The organism is Paenibacillus uliginis N3/975, from assembly GCF_900177425.1.
Taxonomy (GTDB): domain Bacteria; phylum Bacillota; class Bacilli; order Paenibacillales; family Paenibacillaceae; genus Paenibacillus_AQ; species Paenibacillus_AQ uliginis.
Genome location: NZ_LT840184.1, coordinates 1,106,528 through 1,131,115, shown reverse-complemented (window position 1 = coordinate 1,131,115; position 24,588 = coordinate 1,106,528). Strand labels below are relative to the sequence as shown.

General features: G+C 45.7%; 24 protein-coding genes and 2 pseudogenes. 12 read left to right on the top strand and 14 right to left on the bottom strand.

What is annotated here, in order from left to right:
* Nucleotides 1-19 precede the first annotated feature (19 nt).
* Complete coding sequence (gene recQ / locus B9N86_RS05305) at nt 20-1,903, bottom strand: DNA helicase RecQ (protein ID WP_208918089.1); 1,884 nt, start codon at nt 1,901-1,903, stop codon at nt 20-22.
* Between the two features lie 180 nt (nt 1,904-2,083).
* Between recQ and B9N86_RS05300 the strand changes: the two genes are divergently transcribed.
* The 6 genes from B9N86_RS05300 (at nt 2,084) to speD (ending at nt 7,636) form a co-directional block, all read left to right on the top strand.
* On the top strand, nt 2,084-3,157 hold the full coding sequence (locus tag B9N86_RS05300) for an RluA family pseudouridine synthase (protein WP_208918088.1): 1,074 nt from the start codon (nt 2,084-2,086) through the stop codon (nt 3,155-3,157).
* Nucleotides 3,154-3,936 (top strand): helix-turn-helix domain-containing protein, encoded by a 783-nt coding sequence (locus B9N86_RS05295; RefSeq protein WP_208918087.1) that lies wholly within the window; start codon nt 3,154-3,156, stop codon nt 3,934-3,936. Before B9N86_RS05300 ends, B9N86_RS05295 begins: the two co-directional genes overlap by 4 nt.
* A gap of 144 nt (nt 3,937-4,080) precedes the next feature.
* The gene (locus B9N86_RS05290) at nt 4,081-4,449 is read left to right on the top strand and encodes a VOC family protein (RefSeq protein ID WP_208918086.1); all 369 of its coding nucleotides are present in this window, start codon (nt 4,081-4,083) and stop codon (nt 4,447-4,449) included.
* Nucleotides 4,450-4,453: 4 nt separating this feature from the next.
* On the top strand, nt 4,454-4,858 hold the full coding sequence (locus tag B9N86_RS05285; protein WP_208920105.1) for a VOC family protein: 405 nt from the start codon (nt 4,454-4,456) through the stop codon (nt 4,856-4,858).
* Between the two features lie 285 nt (nt 4,859-5,143).
* Nucleotides 5,144-6,604 carry a serine hydrolase domain-containing protein gene (locus B9N86_RS05280; RefSeq protein ID WP_208918085.1) on the top strand — a complete coding sequence of 487 codons (1,461 nt, stop codon included), beginning with the start codon at nt 5,144-5,146 and terminating at the stop codon, nt 6,602-6,604.
* A 219-nt stretch (nt 6,605-6,823) separates the two neighbouring features.
* Nucleotides 6,824-7,636, top strand: a complete 813-nt coding sequence (gene speD, locus B9N86_RS05275; protein WP_208918084.1) for an adenosylmethionine decarboxylase — start codon at nt 6,824-6,826, stop codon at nt 7,634-7,636.
* A gap of 41 nt (nt 7,637-7,677) precedes the next feature.
* Here the strand turns inward: speD and B9N86_RS30130 are convergent.
* A pseudogene (locus B9N86_RS30130) lies at nt 7,678-7,797 on the bottom strand (LuxR C-terminal-related transcriptional regulator); the annotation flags it as partial.
* A gap of 82 nt (nt 7,798-7,879) precedes the next feature.
* On the opposite strand from B9N86_RS30130, the gene B9N86_RS30565 reads away from it, so the two are divergent.
* The gene (locus B9N86_RS30565) at nt 7,880-8,002 is read left to right on the top strand and encodes a hypothetical protein (protein WP_280174968.1); all 123 of its coding nucleotides are present in this window, start codon (nt 7,880-7,882) and stop codon (nt 8,000-8,002) included.
* Nucleotides 8,003-8,018: 16 nt separating this feature from the next.
* On the opposite strand, the gene B9N86_RS05270 is transcribed toward B9N86_RS30565, so the two are convergent.
* Together B9N86_RS05270 and B9N86_RS05265 are read right to left on the bottom strand one after the other, a co-directional pair.
* Entirely contained in the window at nt 8,019-8,816 is a 798-nt protein-coding gene (locus B9N86_RS05270; protein WP_208918083.1) for an MBL fold metallo-hydrolase, read from the bottom strand.
* Between the two features lie 20 nt (nt 8,817-8,836).
* Nucleotides 8,837-9,442 (bottom strand): ArsR/SmtB family transcription factor, encoded by a 606-nt coding sequence (locus tag B9N86_RS05265; RefSeq protein ID WP_244562954.1) that lies wholly within the window; start codon nt 9,440-9,442, stop codon nt 8,837-8,839.
* A gap of 214 nt (nt 9,443-9,656) precedes the next feature.
* Between B9N86_RS05265 and B9N86_RS05260 the strand changes: the two genes are divergently transcribed.
* Nucleotides 9,657-10,157, top strand: a complete 501-nt coding sequence (locus B9N86_RS05260) for a hypothetical protein (protein ID WP_342193622.1) — start codon at nt 9,657-9,659, stop codon at nt 10,155-10,157.
* Nucleotides 10,158-10,168: 11 nt separating this feature from the next.
* Here the strand turns inward: B9N86_RS05260 and B9N86_RS30915 are convergent, their stop codons facing one another.
* The 5 genes from B9N86_RS30915 to B9N86_RS05235 form a co-directional block, all read right to left on the bottom strand.
* Complete coding sequence (locus tag B9N86_RS30915; protein ID WP_208918081.1) at nt 10,169-10,468, bottom strand: TIGR04104 family putative zinc finger protein; 300 nt, start codon at nt 10,466-10,468, stop codon at nt 10,169-10,171.
* Nucleotides 10,469-10,946: 478 nt separating this feature from the next.
* Nucleotides 10,947-11,225, bottom strand: a complete 279-nt coding sequence (locus B9N86_RS05250; RefSeq protein ID WP_208918080.1) for a hypothetical protein — start codon at nt 11,223-11,225, stop codon at nt 10,947-10,949.
* A 220-nt stretch (nt 11,226-11,445) separates the two neighbouring features.
* Entirely contained in the window at nt 11,446-12,318 is an 873-nt protein-coding gene (locus B9N86_RS05245) for a VOC family protein (protein WP_208918079.1), read from the bottom strand.
* Nucleotides 12,319-12,538: 220 nt separating this feature from the next.
* Nucleotides 12,539-13,000, bottom strand: a complete 462-nt coding sequence (locus B9N86_RS05240; RefSeq protein WP_208918078.1) for an Rrf2 family transcriptional regulator — start codon at nt 12,998-13,000, stop codon at nt 12,539-12,541.
* 95 nt (nt 13,001-13,095) lie between these two features.
* Complete coding sequence (locus B9N86_RS05235) at nt 13,096-14,019, bottom strand: AEC family transporter (protein ID WP_208918077.1); 924 nt, start codon at nt 14,017-14,019, stop codon at nt 13,096-13,098.
* A 190-nt stretch (nt 14,020-14,209) separates the two neighbouring features.
* Between B9N86_RS05235 and B9N86_RS05230 the strand changes: the two genes are divergently transcribed.
* Nucleotides 14,210-15,868 carry a GMC family oxidoreductase gene (locus B9N86_RS05230; RefSeq protein ID WP_208918076.1) on the top strand — a complete coding sequence of 553 codons (1,659 nt, stop codon included), beginning with the start codon at nt 14,210-14,212 and terminating at the stop codon, nt 15,866-15,868.
* Between the two features lie 81 nt (nt 15,869-15,949).
* On the opposite strand, the gene B9N86_RS05225 is transcribed toward B9N86_RS05230, so the two are convergent.
* Complete coding sequence (locus B9N86_RS05225) at nt 15,950-16,675, bottom strand: DUF421 domain-containing protein (RefSeq protein WP_208918075.1); 726 nt, start codon at nt 16,673-16,675, stop codon at nt 15,950-15,952.
* A gap of 374 nt (nt 16,676-17,049) precedes the next feature.
* Nucleotides 17,050-17,625: a GNAT family N-acetyltransferase gene (locus B9N86_RS05220; RefSeq protein ID WP_208918074.1), complete on the bottom strand. Its 576-nt coding sequence runs from the start codon at nt 17,623-17,625 to the stop codon at nt 17,050-17,052.
* A gap of 113 nt (nt 17,626-17,738) precedes the next feature.
* Here B9N86_RS05220 and pdxR point away from each other — a divergent pair, with 113 nt between their 5' ends.
* On the top strand, nt 17,739-19,175 hold the full coding sequence (gene pdxR, locus B9N86_RS05215; protein ID WP_342193613.1) for a MocR-like pyridoxine biosynthesis transcription factor PdxR: 1,437 nt from the start codon (nt 17,739-17,741) through the stop codon (nt 19,173-19,175).
* 108 nt (nt 19,176-19,283) lie between these two features.
* Here pdxR and B9N86_RS05210 read toward each other — a convergent pair whose 3' ends face one another.
* The gene (locus tag B9N86_RS05210; protein WP_208918073.1) at nt 19,284-19,787 is read right to left on the bottom strand and encodes a GNAT family N-acetyltransferase; all 504 of its coding nucleotides are present in this window, start codon (nt 19,785-19,787) and stop codon (nt 19,284-19,286) included.
* Between the two features lie 161 nt (nt 19,788-19,948).
* Between B9N86_RS05210 and B9N86_RS05205 the strand changes: the two are divergent.
* Together B9N86_RS05205 and B9N86_RS05195 are read left to right on the top strand one after the other, a co-directional pair.
* A pseudogene (locus B9N86_RS05205) lies at nt 19,949-20,712 on the top strand (IS5 family transposase).
* A gap of 194 nt (nt 20,713-20,906) precedes the next feature.
* On the top strand, nt 20,907-21,995 hold the full coding sequence (locus tag B9N86_RS05195; protein WP_208918072.1) for a M24 family metallopeptidase: 1,089 nt from the start codon (nt 20,907-20,909) through the stop codon (nt 21,993-21,995).
* 135 nt (nt 21,996-22,130) lie between these two features.
* On the opposite strand, the gene B9N86_RS05190 is transcribed toward B9N86_RS05195, so the two are convergent.
* Both B9N86_RS05190 and B9N86_RS05185 read right to left on the bottom strand, forming a co-directional pair.
* On the bottom strand, nt 22,131-22,883 hold the full coding sequence (locus B9N86_RS05190) for a DUF4184 family protein (protein WP_208918071.1): 753 nt from the start codon (nt 22,881-22,883) through the stop codon (nt 22,131-22,133).
* A 192-nt stretch (nt 22,884-23,075) separates the two neighbouring features.
* Nucleotides 23,076-24,470, bottom strand: coding sequence for an L-cystine transporter (locus tag B9N86_RS05185; protein ID WP_208918070.1), 1,395 nt, complete (start codon nt 24,468-24,470; stop codon nt 23,076-23,078).
* Nucleotides 24,471-24,588: the final 118 nt, after the last annotated feature.

Genomic DNA, 24,588 nt, shown 5'->3' with positions numbered 1-24,588 from the left:
GTTATTTCATAAATTCCGTTTATTCATACTGGTAATGATCGTACTCTGTGTCTGAATTTCCCGACTGATTAAGAAAAAAATCCAGGAACGGCTTTCCGTATTTGCGGAATTTCACTTCACCGACTCCCTTGACTTTAAGCATTTCATCCTCACTCTGCGGACAGACCACACTCATCTCGCGTAAGGTCGCGTCATTAAAAATAATATAGGACGGCACATGCTCACGGCTGGCCAGTTCACGGCGGATGAGGCGCAGTTGCTCGAATACAGTCTCATTAACCGCTGACGGTGAAGAATCACGACTGCTGCTCCGGCGCTGCCCAGCGGATGTCTTGGTAGGCCGCGGAACCCGCTGCATCACTTCCCGCTGTCCTCTAAGCACCTCGGCTGCGGCACTTTGCAGCTTCACGACCGGATATTGTCCTTCTGAGAGAGCGAGTAAGCCTTCAGAAATGAGCACATTAATCGTCTCCGATATTTCCTTCTCCGTGCGGCTAGACATGACACCGTAGGTGGGCAGACGGTCAAAGCCGTATTCAAGCACTTTTTTGGCACGCGAGCCTTTCAGCACTGACGCTACCATTGAAACGCCAAAGCGCTCACGCATCCGGTGGATACAAGAGAAAATCTTCTGGGCATCCACCGTTATATCGATCAGTTCCCGATCATCTGTACAAGAGCTGCACGTACTGCACGGCTTATCCTCGTGAGCCTCTCCGAAATAATCCAGCATAGCACTGCGAAGGCAGCGTGTCGTATAACAATAGTCAATCATCTGCTGCAACTTCCGGTATTCATTATGCTTGCGCTCGGAATCTTGGGGATTCTGTTCAATCAGAAATTTCTGGGTCATAATATCCTGCGCGCTAAACAGCAAAATACACTGGCTCGGTTCGCCGTCACGGCCTGCACGACCTGCTTCCTGAACGTAGGACTCCATATTCTTCGGCATATTGTAATGAATGACATAGCGTACGTTCGATTTATCGATCCCCATGCCAAACGCATTGGTCGCTACAATAACACGGATATCGTCGTACAAAAAAGCCTCTTGGCTGGAAGCGCGCTCCGCATCACTCATCCCCGCATGGTAACGTCCTGCGGACAAGCCCTGCTGCTGCAGCCGTTGGCATAAATCATCCACTTCCTTGCGGGTAGCCGCATATATGATGCCGGATTGGTGCGTATTCGATGCTGCATAATCAAGTACATATTCCCGCTTGTTCTCACCGCGAAGCACAGACATTTCCAAATTGTCACGGCCGAGTCCCGTAACAAACACCTGCGGTTCCTCCAACCGGAGAAGCCGCTGCATATCTTCCATGACTTCCGGTGTAGCTGTGGCCGTAAAGGCCGCCAAGATCGGGCGAACCGGCAATCCCTTTACGAAGGGAGCCACTGACAAGTAGCTCGTCCGGAAATCATGTCCCCATTGGGAGACACAGTGTGCTTCATCGACAGCAACACAGGAAATCTGTAGCTCTGCCATCTCATCCCGGAACCAATCCAACTCCAACCGCTCCGGAGCCACATACAGCAGCTTCAGTTCTCCTCGCTTCGCTTGCCGGATCCGCTCGTTCACTTCCTTACCGCTCAATGTGCTATTGATATAAGCGGCTGAAACACCGGCTGTTGTCAAAGCATCCACCTGATCCTTCATCAGCGAGATCAAGGGGGAGATCACGAGTGTCATACCCGGCCGCATCAACGCCGGGATCTGGTAACAGATCGATTTCCCTCCGCCGGTCGGCATAATCCCCAGCGTATCACAGCCCTCAAGGAGGCTCTCTACGATCTTTTTCTGTCCTTCACGAAAATCGGGATAACCGTAGTATTTCTGCAAATATTCCCGAGCTTTATTGATATTCATCGATTCCGGATGACTCTGTTCCCTATTTAACATATAAAAACTCCTAACTCTAACCTCTTGGCTCTTTCGACAGAACGATCTCTATCCTTTAAGTTTACCGGGGTTTGGTTCAATGGGCAACCAAGAACCGTTCTACATAACGCCGATACATGGAATTGCCCGCCGGTGCATGGTATAGTTGACTGGAAATCAACTTCAGGATGGAGAATGACCATGGATAACAAACGACGTCCCGCCAAGGAAACGAAGTCATATAAACCACAGAATACACGTTCAGGAGCCCCGGCAGAAAGAGGTAGTGACTACCAGGCCAACAAGCCGCGCAGTTCATCGGATCAAGGTCGAAAATCCGGTGGCCGTCAGCATACTCTTAATACAAGCAATGCCAAAAATACCTCCAAACCGGCTCCAGCGAAAACGTATACCGTCAAAGAACCTGCGGAATTACTTTCCTTTTTGTTAAGCAGCATATCAAATATGAGCCGTAACTCGATCAAATCACTTCTCGCACGCGGACAAGTTATGGTGGATGGACAAGCTGTCACGGCGTATAACTATGCTCTTAAGCCCGGACAGACCATCATGCTGAGCAAAGATAAAGCGGCTGATAAGCCGGCGCTTGTCGGACTGTCTATTTTACATGAAGATGATGATGTTATTGTTATCCAGAAGGATGCCGGCCTCCTGTCGGTTGCTTCCCCTAAAGAGAATGAGATGACAGCTTATCGTCAGCTGACAGCCCATGTGCGCAGCCAAAATCCAAATGAACGGATCTTTGTCGTTCACCGTCTGGACCGTGACACTTCTGGTGTGATGATGTTCGCCAAAAGCGAGAACGTACAGCAAGCCCTACAGAACAACTGGCAGGACACCGTAAAAGAGCGTACCTATGTAGCTCTGGTTGAAGGAGCTGTCAAAAAGCCCGAGGGTACAATCACGTCATGGCTTAAAGAAAGCAGCACCCTGAAAATGTATTCCTCTCATTATCCGAATGACGGTCAACATGCGGTAACCCACTATAAAACGATTGAGTCCAACCGCAATTTCTCACTGCTGGAGGTCAATCTGGAAACTGGTCGCAAAAATCAAATTCGCGTACATATGGAAGACATTGGACATCCCGTTGTAGGCGACAAGAAATATGGCTCGAAAGCCAAAATCCTCGGCAGACTCGGTCTTCATGCTAAGGTGCTCGCCTTTATCCACCCAACAGACGGTCAGCTTATGCGGTTTGAGAGCAGCATTCCCAAATCATTCATGAACCCGTTCCGGAAAAGTCATCCATGAACGAGAGCCATACGGAAGCGGTAGAGAAAGCTATATTGTACATGAAAGACCGGTTGAACGAAGATATCACTTCACGGCAGCTTGCCGATTTTGTCGGGTACAGCCCTTACCATTTTACAAGAGTATTCAAATCTGTCACAGGGATCACGATCCGCCAGTACCTCTCGGCACTGCGGATCGAGTCCGGCAAGTCCCATCTGTTAAAAGAGCCTTCTTTGCTTGTAAAAATACTTTATTCTATCGGTTTTAGCAGCATGGGATCATTTCATACGAGATTCAAGCAGTTTGTAGGCCTGTCGCCCAAACGCTTTCGTTCCTCCTCTGAATCGCTTCACAGCTATGTAAGTCAATATGAATCCACACCTCTGTCATTACCTCAAGAGCAGGAAAGCCTGCTCCCCCGCATAGAGTGTCACATAAAAGCGCCGGAATCCTTTCGCGGGTTAATCTTTGTCGGTCTGTTCCCACGGCCTGTTCCTGATCAGAAACCGATCGCTGGAACGGCTCTGAACCTTCGGAACAGGACATGCCAGTTCTCCGGTATCCCACATGGAACTTATTATCTGCTAGCTGCCGGAATCCCCTGGAGCCTGAATCCGAGGGATTATTTTTTGCTGGACTGCTCTCTTCGGGGAAAATATGAAACTTCCATTTTGGTTGACGAGACAACAGATATGAACCTGCAACTTACGCTTAGGGAACCTCTCCCCTTTGATCCTCCGATTGTTGTCAATCTCCCTCTTCTATTATTTGAAAAAAACAAACGAAAAACGAAATAGCGCAAAGTAGAAGAATTTTCCGCCCTCTCTTCAAGGTATACTCTCACTAGATAAGTAGTCTTGAGGCTGATCGCATAACCCAATGGTTTGCGCCTGCTGATCCGACAAGGGCATACTTTGCTACCAATAAGGAGGAACTTTACGATGCAGAATATTTGTGTCATTTCTATTAATGTCACTGATATGAAAGAGGCCATATCCTTTTATTGCGAGATACTCGGTTTCGAAATATCCAAGGTATACGACGATGAATGTATTGTCGGTCTGAAACATGAAGCTGTACCTGTCATCCTGAACAAGGTCGACAACGTTACTGCGGTAGATTATCCCCGCGAAGCTCAAGTTGTGTTAGGGATTCAGACACAGGATCTGAAGGCTTCTATCACTGATTTTCAGGAAAAAGGAATTGAAGTTATCTTTGATACACCGCAGTTTTGCCCTCCCGGCACTTATAGCGCAATTAAGGACCCGTTTGGCAATGTAATTGAACTACTGGAATTCAAGGAGACTTAATTCCATAATATATGAAATGACGGTTCAGGTACGGGTAACGGATATCAAAGACGGACAGGCTTGGTATGAGACACTGCTAAGACGGGCGCCAGATTGCGTTCCGCATGAAGGTTTTGTCGAGTGGGAGCTCCTTCCCGGCTGCTGGCTGCAGGTTGCGGAGGGAACTCCCGCTGTTGTATGCGGCCCTCTGCGCCTAGGTGTGAATGATTTAGATGAAGAGCGGGAGCGGATCGTGCAAAAGCTGCAGGTGGAGCACTTTGAAATACATTCCCGGACAGAGGTTACCGTCCGATGGGCAACGTTTGCCGATCCTTGGGGTAACCGCCTGGGGCTGTTTGAATATCACAGTGAGGCTGACAAAACGGAGCGAATTCGGACGGTATTAGGGAACAGGAATGTGAACAGTTAGATTTTAAGCATAAAGAAGACTGCCCAAGGAGTGATTGATCGGGTAGTCTTCTTTATGCTTCGGTTTAGCGCATATGGCATAACAGCCTTTTCGGATGAACCTAACCGCCCGAGGATTCATACTTAGGTGGCCGGAATGGCTCGTACGCGTAGTGTTTTAATACAGACTAAGGAGCTCCCACGTTAACTGACCCTTTTGAGACACCCCGTGTGTTTTTATGTATTGTAAAGCGCTTCCTTCTGCGATAGCATGAAATCATCCTACTTAAAAAGGAGCGATCATCTTATGACCCATTCTTATTCTTTGCCGAGAAGCACACCGGAACAGCAAGGGATTTCATCGGCCGCATTATCCCGGTTTCTGGACGCTGTGCAGGAGCGCGGCATTGAGCTTCACAGCTTTATGGCTCTGCGCCACGGCCATGTCATCGCGGAAGGCTGGTGGGCACCTTACCGGAAAGACTTGCCTCATACAATGTTCTCTCTCAGCAAAAGCTTCACCTCTACTGCCATCGGACTTGCAGCCTATGAAGGTCTGCTCTCTTTGGACGATCAGGTCATTTCCTTCTTCCCAGACGAAACACCGGATACGGTCAGCGATCATCTTGCCGCGATGTCAATTCGCCATCTCCTGATCATGGGCTCCGGCCATCATCAGGACCCGCTCGCCTCGCTCAACCGGACGCATGGTGAGAACTGGATTAAAGTCTTTCTGCATGCACCGGTAGAACACGCGCCGGGAACCCATTTTACGTATAACAGTGGTGCTACTTACATAGCAGGAGCTATCCTGCAAAAATTGACAGGCGGATCCTTACTGGATTTCCTGCAGCCACGGATTCTGGAGCCGCTTGGCATTGAAAATGCCACTTGGGAGAAGTGCCCTCTCGGCTTTGATTGCGGTGGCTGGGGGCTTTCCGTTAAAACCGAGGATATTGCCAAGTTCGGTCAATTGTATCTTCAGAAGGGGCTGTGGCAGGATAAACAGCTCATTCCCGCTTCCTGGGTAGAGGAAGCCACTTCAAAACAAATATCCAACGGAGATGATCCGAACAATGACTGGAACCAAGGATACGGTTATCAATTCTGGAGATGCCGCCACGGCGTGTACCGGGGAGACGGTGCTTTCGGCCAGTTCTGCATCGTCATGCCACAGTACGATGCCGTTATAGCGATTACAAGCGGTGCGATGCAGTTGGATGGTGTTTTAAATGTAGTGTGGGATGTCCTGCTCCCTGCCTTTCAACAGCCTGTGTCCCCTATCGATTCCGATAGTGAGGCTTCAGACGCTCTTCAGGATAAGCTAAAGTCACTGTCACTCGAACCACCTGTTTATGAGTGCGAATCTCCGCTTGCACAGGAGTGGTCAGGTTTGACCTATCAGTTAGAAGAGAATAAGCTTGGATTTAACACGTTATCCTTCACCTTAGAATCAGGCAGTATTACCGTAACCATTCAGAACGCTGCCGGAGAGCATCAGACTGTGTATGGATCTAACGGTTGGAATGTAGGATCAACCTCCTTGTTGAGGGGTGTTACGGAGACTGTGGCAGCAAGTGCCACCTGGAAAGAGGATAATCTGCTCCTGCTTACACATCAGTTGGTTGAGACTCCATTTTGTTTGAGTATGGCTCTTACCTTTGAAGAGGACGGATTACAAATGTCCATCTCCCAGAACGTTGGTTTTGACTCTATGGAATCCAGCGTTATTAAAGGCGTCGCACTCGCCGGAACGAAGGACGTCTGAGTACGATCTGCCCTTTTTGAAGTAAATATAATAACAGCTACACTTGATAAAAAGGCTGCTTCTACAGTGAATTCCACTGCAGGGCAGCCTTTTGTTGGATTACAGCGAATAACGGGACCCTATATGTATTCTTCATTCCAAGAGTAAGAAAGTGCACTGTTGGAAAAGATAGGATGTATCATGAATTATCCAATATTTGATCATAAGGGGAAATGGCATATGAAACCAGAACCGGAACAGCGTATCACCCTCCACGGATTCAATAATCTCACGAAATCACTCAGTTTCAATATGTACGATATATGCTATACGAAAACCAAGAAAGAGCGCGAAGCGTACATTGAATATATCAATGAGCAGTATAATGCCGACCGTCTCACCAAAATATTAAAAAACGTGTCCGATATTATCGGGGCCCATGTGCTGAATATCGCCCAACAGGACTATGTCCCGCAGGGGGCCAGTGTAACCGTGCTCGTATCCGAGGGACCTGTCGTTGAGGTTCCAGACGCATCATACGATGAATCGCCCGGACCGCTGCCTGACAATGTCGTTCTCCAGTTGGACAAGAGCCATATTACTGTTCACACCTATCCCGAGTATCATCCAGATGAAGGCATCAGCACCTTCCGTGCCGATATTGATGTGTCTACCTGTGGGGAGATTTCACCGCTCAAGGCGCTGAATTACCTCATCCATTCCTTTGATACAGATATTATAACGATTGACTATCGGACGCGTGGTTTTACCCGGGACATCAGCGGACACAAGCTGTTCATCGATCATGAGATCAGTTCCATCCAGAACTATATTCCGGACGAGGTGCAAGACCTGTATGACATGATTGATGTCAACGTCTATCAGGAGAACATTTTTCACACCAAGTGCAAGCTAAAGCAGTTTGACCTTGATAACTATCTGTTCGGCTACACGAAGGATAAGCTGTCTCCGCAAGAGCAGCAGGAAATTACGGAACGCCTGAAGCTCGAAATGGACGAAATCTATTACGGCAAAAATATAGATCGAAGCTAACAAAAGGGTAGGGTGTTCTATTCATACAGGTAAGGCTGGACTCACATGAGCCCAGCCTCTTTTGCTTTCTTTACGGCTTCTTCCCTGTTCCGTACGCCCAGTTTGACATACAGTGTTGAAGCATAATTCCTCACGGTTCCATCCGATAGATACAGCAGGCTCTCTCTTTCATCTGACTTCCGAACTGAACCAACCTATAAGATGAACCATCAATAATAACGTAACAAGGCTGACGGAAAAACAATGAAACAATTCCGTTTCAAAGTTCATGTCGGTGATGAGGATAGCGAAACTTATGAAGTAACCTTCCGTTATTCAGCAGCGGCTGGTTGGAAGATTGATGAAGAGGTTGGAAAAATCAAATAAACCTCGCAGAAACGCATTAGAATTGAATACGTAATCCTTCATATGTATGTATACCAGTGCCATGGCGGACGAGATCTTTTTCCCGTAAATCCTTTACCGCATGCTGAGCGACTGTGAGCCAATCCGGATCCAGTCCGATACTGTTGTGGCTGCCGAATATTTGTTTTACCCCGGAAATGTTTGAGATTTTGTCCAGCGAATTCACAAGATCCACAGGGTCCGTCGTCGGATAAAATGCATATACCGGTGTCTCGTCGTACAGCAAATCTCCTGTAAACAGAAAGCCTCGGCCGGTATCAAACAAGGCGATATGGCCCGGTGAATGACCCGGCGTATGGTAAATCGTCAGGCTTCGTCCCCCAAGCTCGATCACATCCCCGTCACGCAACAATCCTGCTGGCTTGCCTTGATATGGCTTGTAGGACATCGGATTAAACGTTTCCGGAACCGGTCTTGTAATATCCCTGGATATGTCTTTCCGAATCTGATCAATCCCTAGTCCCTTAATTCCGTTTACCAGCCAGTCCTCTTCGGCTTCATGCACGTAAATCTGCTGGAACTGGTCGTGGCTTCCGATATGATCTGCATGCACATGCGTGGTTAGAACGATGATTGGTAAGTCTGTGAGCTGATCGGTCATACGTTTCATCTGGTCGATGCCGAGTCCTGTATCAATAAGTGCCGCTCTTTCCTTTCCGATCAGTAGGAAGGAATGGACCTTCTCCCAATGGCCGAACTCGCTTATCGCAAACGTGTCATCGTCAATTTTGGATACAGTGAACCATGCATCATCAATAATAATCTCATTGTTCATAGGTATTCCCCACCGTTTCATTATTGAATTGTGATGTCTTCGTCATCGTCTTGAAAGCTGATTAAAGACAAATAATAGCTTGTATCCTCTGTGTTCTCACCTGAACCCTCAGGAGCTGACTTCACAAAATGCTTATCAAGCAGAACTTTGAAGTCCTCGATGAAAGCCGTAAAGCTCTCTTCGTTCCCACGTAAGGAATACGTTGATGCGATATTTTTTCTTAACATTTCGTTACTAGAATTCAATGCAAAAGATGACGCCGGCGCATTCACAATCTTCGCTCGTGTGACCTCTAATGTTTCCATAAACACTTGCCTGGACGTTTCGATAAGATCTTCACTTGGAAGCAGATGCTCGTCCGGAATAAAGCGGCTTGCTACAGCGCGATAATATTTCTGAACGATTCCGTTCTTCTCTTCTTTCCTGACCACTTGGATCACATTATGCTTCTCCAGCTCTTTCAAGTGAAAATATATATTGTTACGGGTAATGCCCAACATTTCTGCCAACTGTTGGCCGGTATACTCATTCTTAACAAGATTCATCAATATTTTGGTTCGAAGCGGGTCGGCAATGGCTTTCAACTGCTCATGTGTCTTGATTTTATACACACCAGTAATTTTCACTTTATCACCTCACAATTATTTACCGGTAAAATTTATTTTACTGTTAGACAAAATCTTATCATGATCTTTTAAACAGGTCAATCCATTTTCCTCATTGTTGGCATAGTAATATAGCTGATGTTGTTTCCTCTCTATAACGGGTATGGTATATTATCCACATTCATGTATTTACTCATCATTGTCAGAAGGAAGTGTCTGTATGTTCGATCCAACCATGTTTGAAAATTTGAAGGTTACAGTGGAAAATGTGGTCTATGATCTGGATAATCTGGATGAGAGGATTCTCGTCACAGGCCGGACAGACCGGATGGATATGGCCGTCATGTCACGGGCTTTCAGCCTCAAATTCGAGCTGGTTCCACGAACTGGAGCAGAAGCCGAAATTCGGCTTGACGCTTTTTTAAAAGACCTTGCTGCTGAATTATTGGAAACACCCGGAGAACAGCCAGGTTGCGCGCTATCTCTCCGATTCTATACAGAGGTCAAGATTGTACCCGAGCAGTGCCGGCGTATTTCTGAGCTGATGCAGGTCATATGGGAGCCTCAAATCGTTCCAGTGCAGACGCTTAGCTGTATTTTCGGCGAAGATCCTATCGTTTACAAAAATACGATTGAACTCAAATTCCCGCACAAAATCAACGAGGACAACATGTCAGACATCCCCAATCTGGTGGAACATATGATCCGGACGCTTGAGGGGTTGGCTCAGCTATAAACGTAAACAGGCTAAAGCATCGGCTCATCTTCGTTACTGAGCATATAAAAAAATGGCATACAAGCAATCAGTAAAACATATAGAATCAATGCATACATCAAAATATAGCCGATGCGCATACCCATGGATACCATAGGGACCATCATGCTAATGGATAGAAATGAAATCAGTCTTATTCGTTGTCTCGATTTCTTTGAGACATATTGAAGTGACTTGCAGGAAGGGCATATTAACTTGTTATTAAATGTGAGTATTTTGAGGAAGGTCTCTTTCCAGTTCCAAGAATAGCCGCATTTCTGACAAATTGGCATAACATCACCCCCTCTAAATGTTAACATATACCCTTCTTTTAATTGGTAAATTTTATAGGGTGGTTATGGAAATACCTACAAAAGTGGGTGTCCCAAAAGGTCCATTGATCTGGGATGCCCCCTCTGCCTGTTATGAGACGCTACGCGTACAAATCGTTCCTCCAATCGCTCTTGCCCCCGAATTTCTTGAATTATTCCCTTGGCGGAAGAAATTCGGGGACAAGAGCGTATGCTTCTCCGGAATCGCTTCGTCCTCCCCGCTGTTTCGTGCATGTCCAATTCAAAAACACATAAACAAAGAAACCGCCCTTTGGTAGAATGGAAGTGTCGAGCAACCATCTAAAAAGGAGCGGTTTCTCAGGCCAAACGGCAGAAATCACAAGTGAAAAAAACTGGGACTGCGGTCAACCAGCTGGAAGAAAGACTGCAAATGAAACCAAAGGACAAACCGCTTAGCGGCTTTTTTCAAAAATTAACATCATTTAATATCTATTTTCTTTCTCCTTACTCCTCGGACAATAAACATAAGCGCCATTAAGAAAAATAAAATATTGGCAGAACTTAAAGTATGTTTAGATAATAAGTCTTTAATTATAAGATAAGTTTGGATCACCAATATAATAGAAGCGTATAGAAAATACATATTGGATTTGTCTTTGAATAATCTCATACCAACTAACTGTACTATAATCGTTATTGCAATGGCATACACTAAGATTATTCCCATAGAAATTAGAGCTAAAATAGAAATATTCATAATAATCACTCCTTTACAATAACCATTTTTTACATAATATCACATTTGTTACTTTTTATAAATGTTTTTTGTTATTGCAGAACATTAGCATTAGCCTCGATTTGACGGATCTGGCTCTCGCTAAATCTAATTTCCCCTTTAGACCAACTCTGACCCATTTCATTCCCCAACCTTTCCTGTATATCGATTAATTTGTTATCTATTGCATCATCCACCAGGTTTATTTATTGTTAGCCGACTGCACCACGAGCCTAACTTCAATATCGGAAGGATCTTTTACATAAAATGCACCGTCCCGCTCTTCCAATGTTAATCCTGCCGCATGAATTCTATCGCCAACGACTTTAAGCTCTTCTTCGCTCGGAAGAACAACCGTAAAATAATTCATACCCGCCGCATGACGAGGGGTATTCGGCACGCCAACGCCGGCCCACACGTTTAACCCGATATGGTGATGATATCCACCCGCAGAGATGAACATTGCAGCATTGCCGTAGTGTGCCGTCAGTTCAAATCCGAGAACGTCGCAGTAGAACCGCTTCGCCTCCTGAAGATTGGATACATGGAAATGCACATGACCGATCACGGTTCCTGCCGGAAGTCCGTTCCATTCCGATCCTTCTGATACGGCCAGCAAACCATCAACGTCTACCGGATCAGTAGTCATCATGATTTCGCCTTTCTCATCCCGCTTCCATGTGTCGCGCGGACGGTCCGCGTAAATTTCAATGCCGTTATTGTCCGGATCGCTGAGGTAAAGAGCTTCACTGACGAGGTGATCCCCCTGACCAACCGGGATGTTATGGGAAATCAGATTTCGGATAACAAGCCCTAGGCTTTTCCGATCCGGCACGAGAATCGCAAAGTGATACAGGCCTGCCGCTGTCCGCTCCGGCTGTTGAATTAAACCCTCCACTTCTTCAAGCATGAGCAATGTATGCTTGCCGTCTGCCGTCAGTTCGGCAACTCTTCCTTGCTGCCGAAGCATTTTCAAACCGATGACTTCTGTATAAAAACGAACGGATCTCGCCAAATTGCGGATACGTAGAGAAACATGTCCAAGCTCTGTGGACGGATGCAGCACTGCTGACATAATAACCACTCCTTGTTTAATATCACATTCATGTATTCTATCCAAATAATTAACGACAAATTTGAGGTCTGACATGTAACGACAACAGTTACAACTTGTATACAAATAATTATAGTCGCTTACAAAAAGAAAGTCAACTGCAACTTGCATAACCAATCTAAATAAATTGGCGTCCGAACTGGTGTATGGTTTTCACTTCTGAAAATGACCATAGACGCCTTTAACCTTCTAGGTTACAAGCGTCTATATCCTTCCCGGAATCCTTATGTGAGATACTCTGCACAATATCTTGAAGCGTCACTTCCTGAAGCACTCTCTCCATCGCATTTTGTGCAAGTGAGAACACGGGCACGATTGCATCCTGAATATTCTTGCCTACAGGACATTTCACATTCGGTTGTTCATGAACTGCAAACAGATTATTTTCCTGTACCACTTGAACAGCCCGGTATATATCCAGCAGTGATATTTCTGCAGCAGATCCCTTAAGCTTGGCGCCGGCCACTCCTGGACGCACTTCAACAAGTCCAGCCTTGTTCAACATACCTGTAAGTCTGCGAATTACTACTGGATTCGTGTTGACACTCCCTGCAATGTAGTCGGAAGTGCTTAGCCCAGACTTGTTCAGCTCCAGTATAGACAATATATGAATGGCGACGGAAAAACGGGTACTAATATTCAAAATGCTCTCCTCCATCGTTACAACTTTTCCAATCGAAGAATGTAACTATCATAGTTACATCCAGTAAGGAAGTCAATACCGCCGAATGCCTGGATTTATAGGACACCAATCAGAACAGGCAGAAAAATGAATGATGCCAGCGTCGTCCACAAAATGCACATGGACACAAGCCGGGGAGCTGCATCATACTGCTCCGCAAGGATAACCGCATTTACAGCTGCCGGCATTGCAGACAGAACAAGAATAACCTCAAACAAAGTTCCCTCCACCGATAATGCCGCCAGAATACCCCAAGCAACAAGCGGAGCAATAACCATACGCATCGCCATCCCTGACCAAAATCCTCGGCGGGAGACCATCGATATTTCACTGCCATCACGTACGCCCATCATCTGAGCCCCAAGTATAACAAGAGCCAGTGGAGCGTATGCGGCGGAAAGCATTCCTATCCCTGTCTCCAAGCCTTCAGGAAGGGCAGCATCCGTCATCCGGATCAGTACGGCAAGCAACGCCGCATACACGGATGGAAGCGTAAAAACAGATTTAACGGCCTTCGCTGCAGAGAAATGGGATCTTGCCGCCAGATACACACCTAGCGTATTGATGATAATGATCTGCACTATAACGTACACGGACGCTTTATCCAGCCCAGCTTGCCCAAAGGCGAGCAGCACCAATGGCAGACCATAGTTCACACTGTTGGTGAACATCGTCGTTAGTCCAAGCCCGGACCGTTCCGGCTGGGACAGTCCCAGCATTTTACTGACACAAGTGCTTAACAGCCATAAAATAATGACATTCATGATACAAAATGCGACCGTCACCGCTACATCACCCGATGTAACGGTTGCCTTCTCTAGTGTTTCAAATATGAGCGCCGGACTCATTACATAAAGGGATAAAGCCGATAATGTCTTCGTCTCCAGACCCTTAAAGCGTTTTAATAGTCCACCGGCAATGACAGGAAGGGAGATTGGAAGAAACACACTGTACAACGTCATAAAAAAAGAAGATATCATGTGGAAAAATGCTCCTTAACGTTCAGACTCGTTGATACTTTCATCGTAACGCATACCGGTGTATTTCGTCCAAGACCACATGGCTATAGACGTTATAGGTAATCGCTATTCCTATTACCACTCTAATATATTTAATAATTCCGTCACTTTAGGCAGACGTCGGTAATATTCTAGAACAGGTTGATGATTAATGCTGAACAAAGGAGACCTGATTGTGAGCAAACCGCCTAAAAGTGAGAAAAAATTAATGTTTGATTATATCATTATTGGAACAGGTCCAGCCGGTGCCATCATTGCAAAGACCCTAACAGATGACAGGAAAACGTCAGTCCTTGTATTAGAAGCTGGAGAAAATCAGGACAGAGATAAGCCGATCAGAATTTCCACATTTGCTCCTGAGCTTGAGGAGATGTTTTTCCCTCAGTATTTTTGGCAGGGGGAGGGCGTTCCACAGGAAGGACTTGATGAACGTGTATTTGAGTGGACGACAGGGCGGCTCTCCGGTGGTGGCTCCTCGATTAATGGTGAGCAATATGTTAGACCAACGTCAGCTGTCTTCGAACAGTGGGAAGCACTTTTAGGACCCAACTGGTCACCTGAACGAGCGATAAGCCGGTTCAAAAAAATGGAGAGGTATAACGGGGAGACAGACAATCCATATGTTCACGGATTCCATGGCAGAATAGATATTAGGCAAGCGCCCGAAAATCCTACAAGTATGGCAAACAAGCTGGTTTCTGCAATCGAGCAAGCAACTGGATTCCCTGAAATACTTGATTATAATACCCCAGAAACAACACTTGGACCCTTTACTCGATGGCAGTTGTTCCAAAAACCGAATGGGGAACGTGAAAGCTCATCAACCGCCTTCCTTTCATCAGATATAATAACACCTGGTGGTCGTGGCCTTAATGGCCGTAAGTTGAGCGTATTCTACAAATCAACGGCACTGCGTATCCTTTTTGAAAACAAGTGTGCTGTTGGCGTGGAGTTTATAAAAGAGGGAAAATGTGTCCGGGCATACGCCCAAAAGAAAGTGATCGTTTCAGCTGGGATTAACAGTGCACAGATACTAATGCTCTCTGGAATTGGACCTAAGAAACAACTAAAATCATCAGGAATTCCTGTTGTTGTAAATAATCCAAATGTGGGCATGCAACTCAGGAACCACACATTAAATTTTGCTGTTTTTACTACAAACCCCGCAGATAAACCGCTACCTGACAACGATCCAGACGCACTTTATACAGGCGGCGCCTTCTTACCTGATCCGACACCTGGCGCAGATCCCGATGTCCGAGCGGTTCAACTTGTTGGGATAGGATCTGATGATTCGTTAACCATCGCCATTATATACCTAAAACCTAAGAGCCGTGGTTCGATAAAGATACAGAACAATGATCCCCTTAAAATCGTACTAGCTGATGAGGCCTTTCTAAAGAACAACGACGACATGGAAGCCGTAAAGCAAATCTATAGGGTTTATATCAAAAATATAGCAGAGCAGCTAAGAACCATCGATCCTATGTACCGATTAGTTTCACCAACGATAGACATCATCAATGACGATGAAAAGCTCGAAAGCTTTATTAAAGAGAATTTTGAGCATAACCATCACCAACAAGGATCTCTCCGAATGGCCCCACTTGCAAAAGGAGGGGTGGTTAATCAACGCGGGGAAGTGCATGGAGTAAAAGATCTAATCGTCGCCGATGATTCGATTATACCTTTTACCGTTGATGGAAATACAACAGCGCCAGCATATCTAATCGGACTTACAATTGCACAACAATTACGCAAAAGAAAACTCCTCAGTCGGAAACGTGAGTCGGAGAATCTTCAGGAGTGATAGATAGCTGAGTACTTCCCTAGACAATCCGAAGCATGAGCAGAATGTACCGATCAAACAGCCTCTCTTGGATTTTAAGCTTTAATCACCAGGGAGGCCTCTCTTCTTTGGTTTTGAATAGACAAGCACATTTTCGTTTTCGGTAACAGTCGCTAGTATCACATCGCGGATATTCGTATTAGTTGGTGCTATCTTGGTATTGAGCCACACAAGATCTTTTCCAATTTCTTGAAGAAGCGACATATCGATTTTTCCATCTATGATGATCGGCCTTGAGATCATAAACGGTTGGGTCTCTAATTTCATATCTGCCGGAGTAACCGGTTGGTATTGGGTGTCCATGAAAACAGATATTGTTCCACCCGGCTCCCATACTGCAAGGGATACTTTTTGTATATCCTCTACTTTTTCTTTTCTAAGCTCAGAAAATAAAAAATCAATAGAGATTCTTGCTTTAGATAGATTATGAAATTGGATGAGTCCATTTTGAATGAGCGTGATTGGTGATGGATCTAGATATCGTTTGAAAAACGGCCACTTCAGGCTTAACCACGTCGCTATAACATATAACACGATAAGAACAATGGTGGTTATCATAGATCCTTTTAATCCCAATTCCTCATCTGAAAGCGGGTGAGCTATAATATTGCCAAGGGTCAGAGCAATAATGAAATCGAGAAACCTTAATTGAGAAATGGAACGCTGTCCCATTAGTTTAGTTACAAGGAGTAAGAAAACAAAGCTAACAGTGCCTCTTAAGACCCATTCAATGGTTGTCAACGATTCTTTACTTTCGAAAAAATCCAATCCACTCAGCCCTTCCACCAAAATCCGGAGTTATAATAAGCTACAAAAATTCAATCGAATTGCATTGCGATTCATGCCGCGAAACGATTGTCTAAGCCAATTCATGGTGATTAGCAACTTTGAACAAGTAGTAGTTTGCGGTGTTTTCAATAAAATCATTCAGTCAGGGCCCAATATGTTATATCGCCAACAAATCCATGATCGCCCCAATGAGTAATATCGCCGAATTTGGTTTTCGATACGGGGTCTTTGTCTATGGGCAGTTCGTCGACATTATTATTTTTCAATTTGAATCCCGGCATACTGCAACAATATGCCCAAGCGCGCACCGATTGAATATCGGCACGCGCTTGGGCATAGTTTTTTTATTCTGTCTATTGTTTATGATAAAGCGCCTTAAACTCATCTTCCAAAATACTCATCATGATCGAATCGTGATACTGGTGGTTATAGTATAACGCGTCCCGCTGTACGCCTTCTCTGCTGAATCCGACTTTTTCGTAAGCCTTGATCGCACGTTCATTATACGCAAACACTTGCAATTCGATCCGATGCAGATTAAGAACCCCGAAGCCATATTCCAAAAGAAGACGGATCGACTCTGGTCCATATCCCTTACCCTTATGGTTATCCGAATCGATAGCAATTCGAACATTGGCATTCCGGTTAACGTGATTGATATCCTGAAGGGCGATATCCCCAATCACTTCATCAGTATCCGATAAAGCAATTAACAGCAGTACTGCAGAGTCATCAGCCGACTTTCCCTCAATATAACGCCTGACACCTTCCAATGTGAAAGAATGCTGCGTTCCGGTCAATCTCCGAACTTCCGGATTAAACAGCATACGAAAGTATCCTTCCGCGTCGTCCTGTCCAATCGGCCTCAAATATACTCGCTCACCTTCCAAAAAGCGAACCGGCAGCGGATTCCATAATGTTGTGTCCATAATGACCTCCTATTTTCATTCCCAATCAAATCCCATATAATATACCAAAGAATTGACCATATCCATATGTACAGATTTTATTAATTTAAAAGGACAGATGAACAGTGAAATATGTGAGCATTAACCTGGCCGAGATGAACTGGTCTGCTGAAGATTCTTCTACCCCTCTATACGTGCAGTTGTACCAATACATGAAAAAAGAAATATCCACCGGACGCTGGCAGGATCAAGCACGACTTCCCTCGGTACGCAAACTAGCCGATTTTCTCGGCATGAGTACAACTCCGGTGGAGATGGCCTATCAACAGTTGCTAGCTGAGGGTTTCATCCTCAGCCGACCACGCAGCGGTTATTTTGTGCAAAAGCTGACGGATACACCTGTACCCATACCGGCCGAACCACCTCCCCCTCAAGGGAGGCAGCTGCCTCGACACCGCTCCTACCGCTACGATTTTCATATGTCCAAAAACGATTATGAACATTTTCCGTTGACCGAATGGAGAAAAACTTACAACCGTGTTCTACAGGAAGAACAAGTCTCAGACCTTCTCTTCTATGGTGATCCTCAAGGTGAGGAAGGGCTTCGTTATGAGATTGCTAAGTATGCACGCAGTATGCGGGGTGTATCCTGTTCACCGGAACAGGTCGTGATTGGATCAGACCCATACCCGCTTCTGGAACTATTGTGCCGCCTGCTTCGCCCATACGGGAAAGATATCGCCGTTGAAAATCCCGGTTATCCGCAGTACCCCGAACTGTTCCGCCAGAGTGGATATTCCATCCATCCGATTTCTCTGCAAGCGGGTGGGTTGGATCAGCAATCTCTTCGGGCTAGTGGAGCAACATTTGTAACCGTATCCCCATCACATCAATTCCCAACCGGCAAAATCATGCCCGTGTCTCAGCGGCTTGATCTGCTTCAGTGGGCTAAAGAATGCGGCGGCTTTATTATTGAGGACGATTATGACGGAGAATTCCGGTATTACGGCCGGCCTATTCCTTGTCTGCAAGGTCTTGTTTCCGACAGCCGGGTCATTTATCTCGGCGGGTTTGCACAAGTCCTGTCACCTTCACTCGGTATACAATACATGATTCTTCCATCTATTTTACTGGAGGAATACCACCATTTAAAACATCATTTGTTTGTTGAATGCACGGCCTCCCGGATTCATCAACGCACCTTGGAGCGATTCATGCAGGATGGCTTTGTTGATCGTCACCTCCGCAAAATGATAACGATCCTACGAAAAAAACATGATACCCTTATCTCCTCCATCCGCAAGCATTTCGGAGATCGGGCTGTTGTTTCAGGAACCGGCGCCGGATTTCATCTAATCCTCTCTTTGCAGCACCCCTCCCCTGAAGCGGAACTACAGGCTGCTGCCGAGGATCAGGGTATTCGTGTACATTCTATTGCCTATACATATGACCAAAAACCGGAGCATGCCGGAAATCCGAACCATAAACGTGAGTTTATTGTTGGATTCGCAGGAATCAAGGAAGAAGATATCGATGAGGGAATTCGGCGGTTGGCAAATTGCTGGCTTTAGCCTGACGGGAAATTCTGATACTTCATGAGCACAGATATTTCTCAAAGCACAAAAAACGCCCGCAGCATACGAACGTCTTCTGGTTCAACTTATATTATGTGATGAATCTTACACGGCACGCCCTACAATGACCAAGTCACGCTTGATCCCATCCAGTTCAGCCACACTTGGAAGCAGCCCCCATTGCTCAAATCCGAATTTCTTAAGCAGCTTCAGGCTCGGCTCGTTGTGCCCGAAAACAAATCCGACCAAGTTATCCACTTTAAGACGGGGACATTCCTCCAGCGCTTTCTCAATCAAAATGCTTCCAGCACCGGTCCCACGGTATTTCTCGTCGACATAAATGCTGATTTCAGCTGTTCCCTGATAAGCAGGCCGTCCGTAAAAGGATTGAAAACTCATCCAAGCCGCGATTTCATCATGAATTCGCATGACCCATAATGGCCGGAATTCCGGATTATGGTCCTCGAACCACCGAATCCGACTCTCAGCCGTGACGGGTTCCAGGTCAGCCGTGACCGTTCTGCCAGATATGGTGGAATTATAAATGTCTACAATGACCGGTAAATCTGCTCTGACGGCATACTCGATCTGATAAGGATGTTTTGCCATATCTATTCCTCCGAATGGTGTGATTATATGTATGTTTATTTTACCGGAGGATGACAAGAAACGCATTCATCTTTTTCTTGATCTACTGTGCATTCCAGGCATATCCACTAGGGCCTGTCTTCAAACTATAAAACTAGCATTATAAGTGGTAAAATCAGGTTATGAAGAGACGATACGAAATACATGACGATCAGTGGGAACTTATCAAAGACGTGTTGCCAGCCGAACGAAAGAAACAAGGAGGACGACCTGCAAAAAATAACCGGACCATGCTCAATGCCATGCTCTGGATTGCTAGAACCGGCGCGCCTTGGCGCGATTTACCGGAGTATTATGGTCCCTAGAAATCGGTTTACACTCGGTTTCGTCGGTAGCAAATGTCAGGCGTATGGGAGCGAGTCCTTGAACAGATTTCGATTGAACCCGACTTCGAAAATGTGATGATCGATGCGACGATTGTTCGCGTTCATCAACATGGAGCCGGAGCAAAAGGGGGCAGCAATTTCAGGCAATCGGCCGCTCCAGAGGCGGATTAACAACCAAAATCCATGCAATTGTAGATGCGCTGGGTAACCCTTTGCGTTTTGAACTCACCGGCGGCCAAAATCATGATTGTGTGACCGGTTATGACATGTTGAAATGCATGGAACTCGCTGGAGCAAACGTGTTGGCTGATCGAGCTTATGACACCAATGATATTCTCGATTTTCTCCATGAGCAGCAGGCTCAGCCCGTGATTCCGAGCAAAAAATCTCGTAAGATTCAGCGTGAATGTGACTGGTGGCTCTACAAAGAACGTCATGAAATCGAATGTTTTTTCAACAAGATTAAACACTACCGCCGGATAGCTACCCGGTTCGATAAATTAGCCTGTACGTTTAGAGCTTTTTTAACACTGGCTTCCATTATGGTTTGGTTGGCTTAGGTTTGAAGACAGGCCCTAGTTAACAAACGTATTTCTTACCCGTTTCGAACGGCGGAAATACAGGATCCCGACACAAGCATATATCCCATTTATATCATCGAAAGAAGCACTTCACTTTACTTTATCCCCTGAAAAAGCTACGCTTGTAGATAAATATTATGGTTATCATATGAACATGGGAAGGGATGAATGCAATGAATTCCAGATTACACCATATAACTAACGCCATGACCACGAACGGCTGGGACCTGTTATTAATTACAGATCCTAAGCATGTGTATTATTTAACGGGTTTCGCCAGTGATCCGCATGAACGTTTTCTTGGGCTGTTGCTAACTCACGGTGAAGAACCCCTCCTGATGGTCCCAGCTCTTGATGGTGATGCAGCAGCTGCCGCTTCATCGGTAAACAACATCGTTACCCATCAAGATACGGACAATCCGTATGAACTGCTCAGCAAACAGATTCAAGGCTCGATCGGTACTATGGCACTTGAGAAGGATCAACTCACTGTATCCCGTTACGAGCAGCTGCAGCATTTTTTACCGGCTCGTGCCTTTCAAGACGCAGGTCCGGTATTACGTGAGATGCGTGTGCGGAAGTCCAAGGATGAAATCACGAAGATGAAACGGGCCGCTGTTCTGGTTGAAGAGGTGCTGACTCAAGGTCTGAAGCAGGTCAAGATCGGAATGCGTGAAATTGAGCTTGTTGCCGAGCTGGAATACTTGATGAAAAGGCTGGGCGCAGACGGCCCTTCCTTTGATACGATGGTTCTAACGGGGACAAACACAGCCTTGCCTCACGGCGTTCCGGGGATGCGACAAATCGAGCAGGGTGACCTGCTCATGTTTGACCTCGGCGTGTATGCGGGCGGATATGCTTCAGACATTACCCGAACCTTTGCAGTCGGGCATATCGGTACCGAGCAAGAACGTATCTACAACACTGTTCTGGCTGCTAACGAAGCAGCTATAAGTGCTGTAAAACCAGGTGTTACGTACGGTTCAATCGATCGGGCGGCAAGGGCAGTTATTGAGGAAGCTGGCTACGGGCCTGCGTTTTTACATCGGTTAGGTCATGGTCTGGGTATGGATGTGCATGAATACCCGTCAGTTCACGGTCGCAATGAAGATTTACTGCAGCCCGGAGCTGTATTTACAATCGAACCAGGCATCTACGTGCCGGGTGTAGGCGGTGTCCGGATCGAGGACGACGTGCATGTTACAGACAGCGGTGTTGAGGTACTGACCTCTTTCCCTAAACAACTTACTGTCATCGGCTGACTGTAGGCGTACCGCAGATAAAGCAGTTCCCATGGCAACAATACAAAAAGACGATTCACGAAAAGCGGCCGCTTTCCCGAACTATACGGGGAAGCGGCCGCCCTTGTGTCGACTAAGGTCTATGCCAGATATATCTTAATCATCTTTACGGAATAAACCAGTGTATTTAAATAACAAAGAAAGAATAAGCAAACTCAGCAAGGTTGAATCTATGATTCTGACAACCACTTTGCCATAACTCATGATCGAAACATAGTCGATGAGATACCATAGCACTAGAATTAATGTTGCTAAAAGAAATAATGAAGACCAAAAAATGAATTTCTGTTTTGCACTAACCTTAACTTTATTTTGGTTTTTTTGAGATAACGCTCTGCAATATATATAAACCATAATTGCCGATATTCCAAATAATGTACTGCCATGTTGCAAAAACTTGTACAGAGGTATGTCAAAGCCATATAGGTTAAACGAGTGATTGAGTGCAGGGAACCTCATGACCGTATATCCGTTCCGATGTGTAAATGAATCCCAAATGACATGTGTCAACATTCCGAGCAACGCGGAATAACAAAAGACAGTTACTTTTAATGTGTTACTGGAAAAATCTATTTTCTTCGGGTACGAATCCTGCAAAAAAAGAGGTAGATGATTAGTTAAGGTTTGATGAATAAAGATATGGTAAATCAAATAAACCACTACAACCAAAGGAAGATTGAATATTAGAAACCCCTTAAATGTATGTCCAATTTCCCCTATGGGCTGTCCTCTCAGAAAGTATTCAAAATCAGGAGACATACTGCCGAGAATCATTGCGAAAAAATGAATGTACCTACTTTTTCTGGAGAAAGGCAATACTGCTGCCGGATGGGCAAAAGTTAATGGCATAAATGTCGACTCCTATATAATCTTTTCAATATAGCCAACATTAAAAAATCAGCAATCCCAGTCTACCATACGCTCTCATTAAAAATGAACCAGAACGCCCATCTAATCTCTTATCATTTTCTTCCAACCCACTTCCCGATCCACTAAAAAAGAGACCGCACTCACCTGAGTACGGTCTTGGTTTATTTCGCTTTACGTCTGCATCACATCTATATCTTGATTTCGGTCCTTATACACGTCGGTATTAACTTCCTTCATCACTTTACCCGTAACCAGACCTGCAGTTATGGAGCCGTTAACATTAAGCGCCGTCCGGCCCATATCAATCAGCGGTTCAACCGAGATCAGAAGTCCTGCCAAAGCTACAGGCAGATTCATCGTGGACAGCACGATCAAGGAGGCAAACGTCGCTCCGCCGCCTACTCCGGCAACACCGAAGGAGCTGATCATTACGACAACAATAAGTGTGAGTATAAATGTCCAGTCCAACGGATTGATACCTGCGGTAGGTGCAATCATAACGGCCAGCATGGCGGGATAAATACCTGCACAACCATTCTGTCCCATGGTGGCCCCCAAGGAAGCGGACAGATTCGCAATACCTTCCTGGACGCCCAGTTTCTTGTTCTGGGTTTGCACAATCAGTGGAATAGATGCGGCGCTGGAGCGTGATGTGAACGCAAAAGTCAGGACTGGCAGCGCCTTTTTGACATAAATCAACGGATTAAATCCGAACAGGGACAGCAGAATCAGATGGATTATAAACATGACGATTAGCGCCACATAAGACGCCAGAACAAAATCGACAAGGTCTAGAATGACCTGAAGATCCGTTCCTGCTATCGTCTTGGCCATAAGTGCCAATATCCCGTACGGTGTCAGTCTCAGAATCAAGGTTACAATTCGCATCACAATTGCATAAAGGGCGCGGACCATACCGCGAAACGTTTCTGCTTGCTCCGGATGCTTCCGGTCAATCCCAAGCACAGCAATGCCGATAAAAGCAGAGAATATCACAACTGCAATCGTGGACGATCTCCTGGCACCGGTCATATCCGCGAACGGATTTGACGGAATAAACTCCAGTATTTGCTGCGGCAAAGTCTGCTCTTTTACATCTCCCAGTTTTTCTTCCAGCAGCGCCCCCTGTTCGTGCTCAGCAGCGCCGGCCTGAATATTCTCAGCAGACAGGTCAAACGTAAGCGTTGTTGCAATACCTACCGATGCAGCTACGCCCGTCGTTAATATCAGAACAGCGATGATAAGTCCGCTCATTTTGCCGAGATTGCGTCCGCCCTTCAAATTCATAATGGCAGAGATGATCGATACCATAATTAGCGGTATAACCATCATTTGCAGCAGACGAACATATCCATACCCCACCAGGTTAAACCATTGCGACGATTTCGCTATGATATCCGAGTCAGCCGAATAAATGAACTGCAATATTGCACCGAACAGCACACCGAGACCAAGCCCGGCAAACACCCGCTTGGTAAACGAGTAGTGTTTTTTTTGCATCCAGTACAATATTCCGATAAGCAGAAGCAGCACAAGGACATTGATAACGATCCAGAGTGTTTCCATCGCCTGATGCCTCCCTTTTTGTTTGATAAGTGCTACTACGTATTCATTTCCAAATACGGACGCACTTTAAACATTACCCGTTAAATCCGATCTGACATCTCTACTTTTTCATAAAAAA

What these genes read in the sequence shown, in the direction of transcription:
- recQ (WP_208918089.1), bottom strand. Translation starts at nt 1,903, where the DNA reads ATGTTAAATAGGGAACAGAGTCATCCGGAATCGATGAATATCAATAAA.
- B9N86_RS05300 (WP_208918088.1), top strand. Translation starts at nt 2,084, where the DNA reads ATGGATAACAAACGACGTCCCGCCAAGGAAACGAAGTCATATAAACCA.
- B9N86_RS05295 (WP_208918087.1), top strand. Translation starts at nt 3,154, where the DNA reads ATGAACGAGAGCCATACGGAAGCGGTAGAGAAAGCTATATTGTACATG.
- B9N86_RS05290 (WP_208918086.1), top strand. Translation starts at nt 4,081, where the DNA reads ATGCAGAATATTTGTGTCATTTCTATTAATGTCACTGATATGAAAGAG.
- B9N86_RS05280 (WP_208918085.1), top strand. Translation starts at nt 5,144, where the DNA reads ATGACCCATTCTTATTCTTTGCCGAGAAGCACACCGGAACAGCAAGGG.
- speD (WP_208918084.1), top strand. Translation starts at nt 6,824, where the DNA reads ATGAAACCAGAACCGGAACAGCGTATCACCCTCCACGGATTCAATAAT.
- B9N86_RS30565 (WP_280174968.1), top strand. Translation starts at nt 7,880, where the DNA reads ATGAAACAATTCCGTTTCAAAGTTCATGTCGGTGATGAGGATAGCGAA.
- B9N86_RS05270 (WP_208918083.1), bottom strand. Translation starts at nt 8,816, where the DNA reads ATGAACAATGAGATTATTATTGATGATGCATGGTTCACTGTATCCAAA.
- B9N86_RS05260 (WP_342193622.1), top strand. Translation starts at nt 9,657, where the DNA reads ATGTTTGAAAATTTGAAGGTTACAGTGGAAAATGTGGTCTATGATCTG.
- B9N86_RS30915 (WP_208918081.1), bottom strand. Translation starts at nt 10,468, where the DNA reads ATGCCAATTTGTCAGAAATGCGGCTATTCTTGGAACTGGAAAGAGACC.
- B9N86_RS05250 (WP_208918080.1), bottom strand. Translation starts at nt 11,225, where the DNA reads ATGAATATTTCTATTTTAGCTCTAATTTCTATGGGAATAATCTTAGTG.
- B9N86_RS05245 (WP_208918079.1), bottom strand. Translation starts at nt 12,318, where the DNA reads ATGTCAGCAGTGCTGCATCCGTCCACAGAGCTTGGACATGTTTCTCTA.
- B9N86_RS05235 (WP_208918077.1), bottom strand. Translation starts at nt 14,019, where the DNA reads ATGATATCTTCTTTTTTTATGACGTTGTACAGTGTGTTTCTTCCAATC.
- B9N86_RS05230 (WP_208918076.1), top strand. Translation starts at nt 14,210, where the DNA reads ATGCTGAACAAAGGAGACCTGATTGTGAGCAAACCGCCTAAAAGTGAG.
- B9N86_RS05220 (WP_208918074.1), bottom strand. Translation starts at nt 17,625, where the DNA reads ATGGACACAACATTATGGAATCCGCTGCCGGTTCGCTTTTTGGAAGGT.
- B9N86_RS05210 (WP_208918073.1), bottom strand. Translation starts at nt 19,787, where the DNA reads ATGGCAAAACATCCTTATCAGATCGAGTATGCCGTCAGAGCAGATTTA.
- B9N86_RS05195 (WP_208918072.1), top strand. Translation starts at nt 20,907, where the DNA reads ATGAATTCCAGATTACACCATATAACTAACGCCATGACCACGAACGGC.
- B9N86_RS05190 (WP_208918071.1), bottom strand. Translation starts at nt 22,883, where the DNA reads ATGCCATTAACTTTTGCCCATCCGGCAGCAGTATTGCCTTTCTCCAGA.
- B9N86_RS05185 (WP_208918070.1), bottom strand. Translation starts at nt 24,470, where the DNA reads ATGGAAACACTCTGGATCGTTATCAATGTCCTTGTGCTGCTTCTGCTT.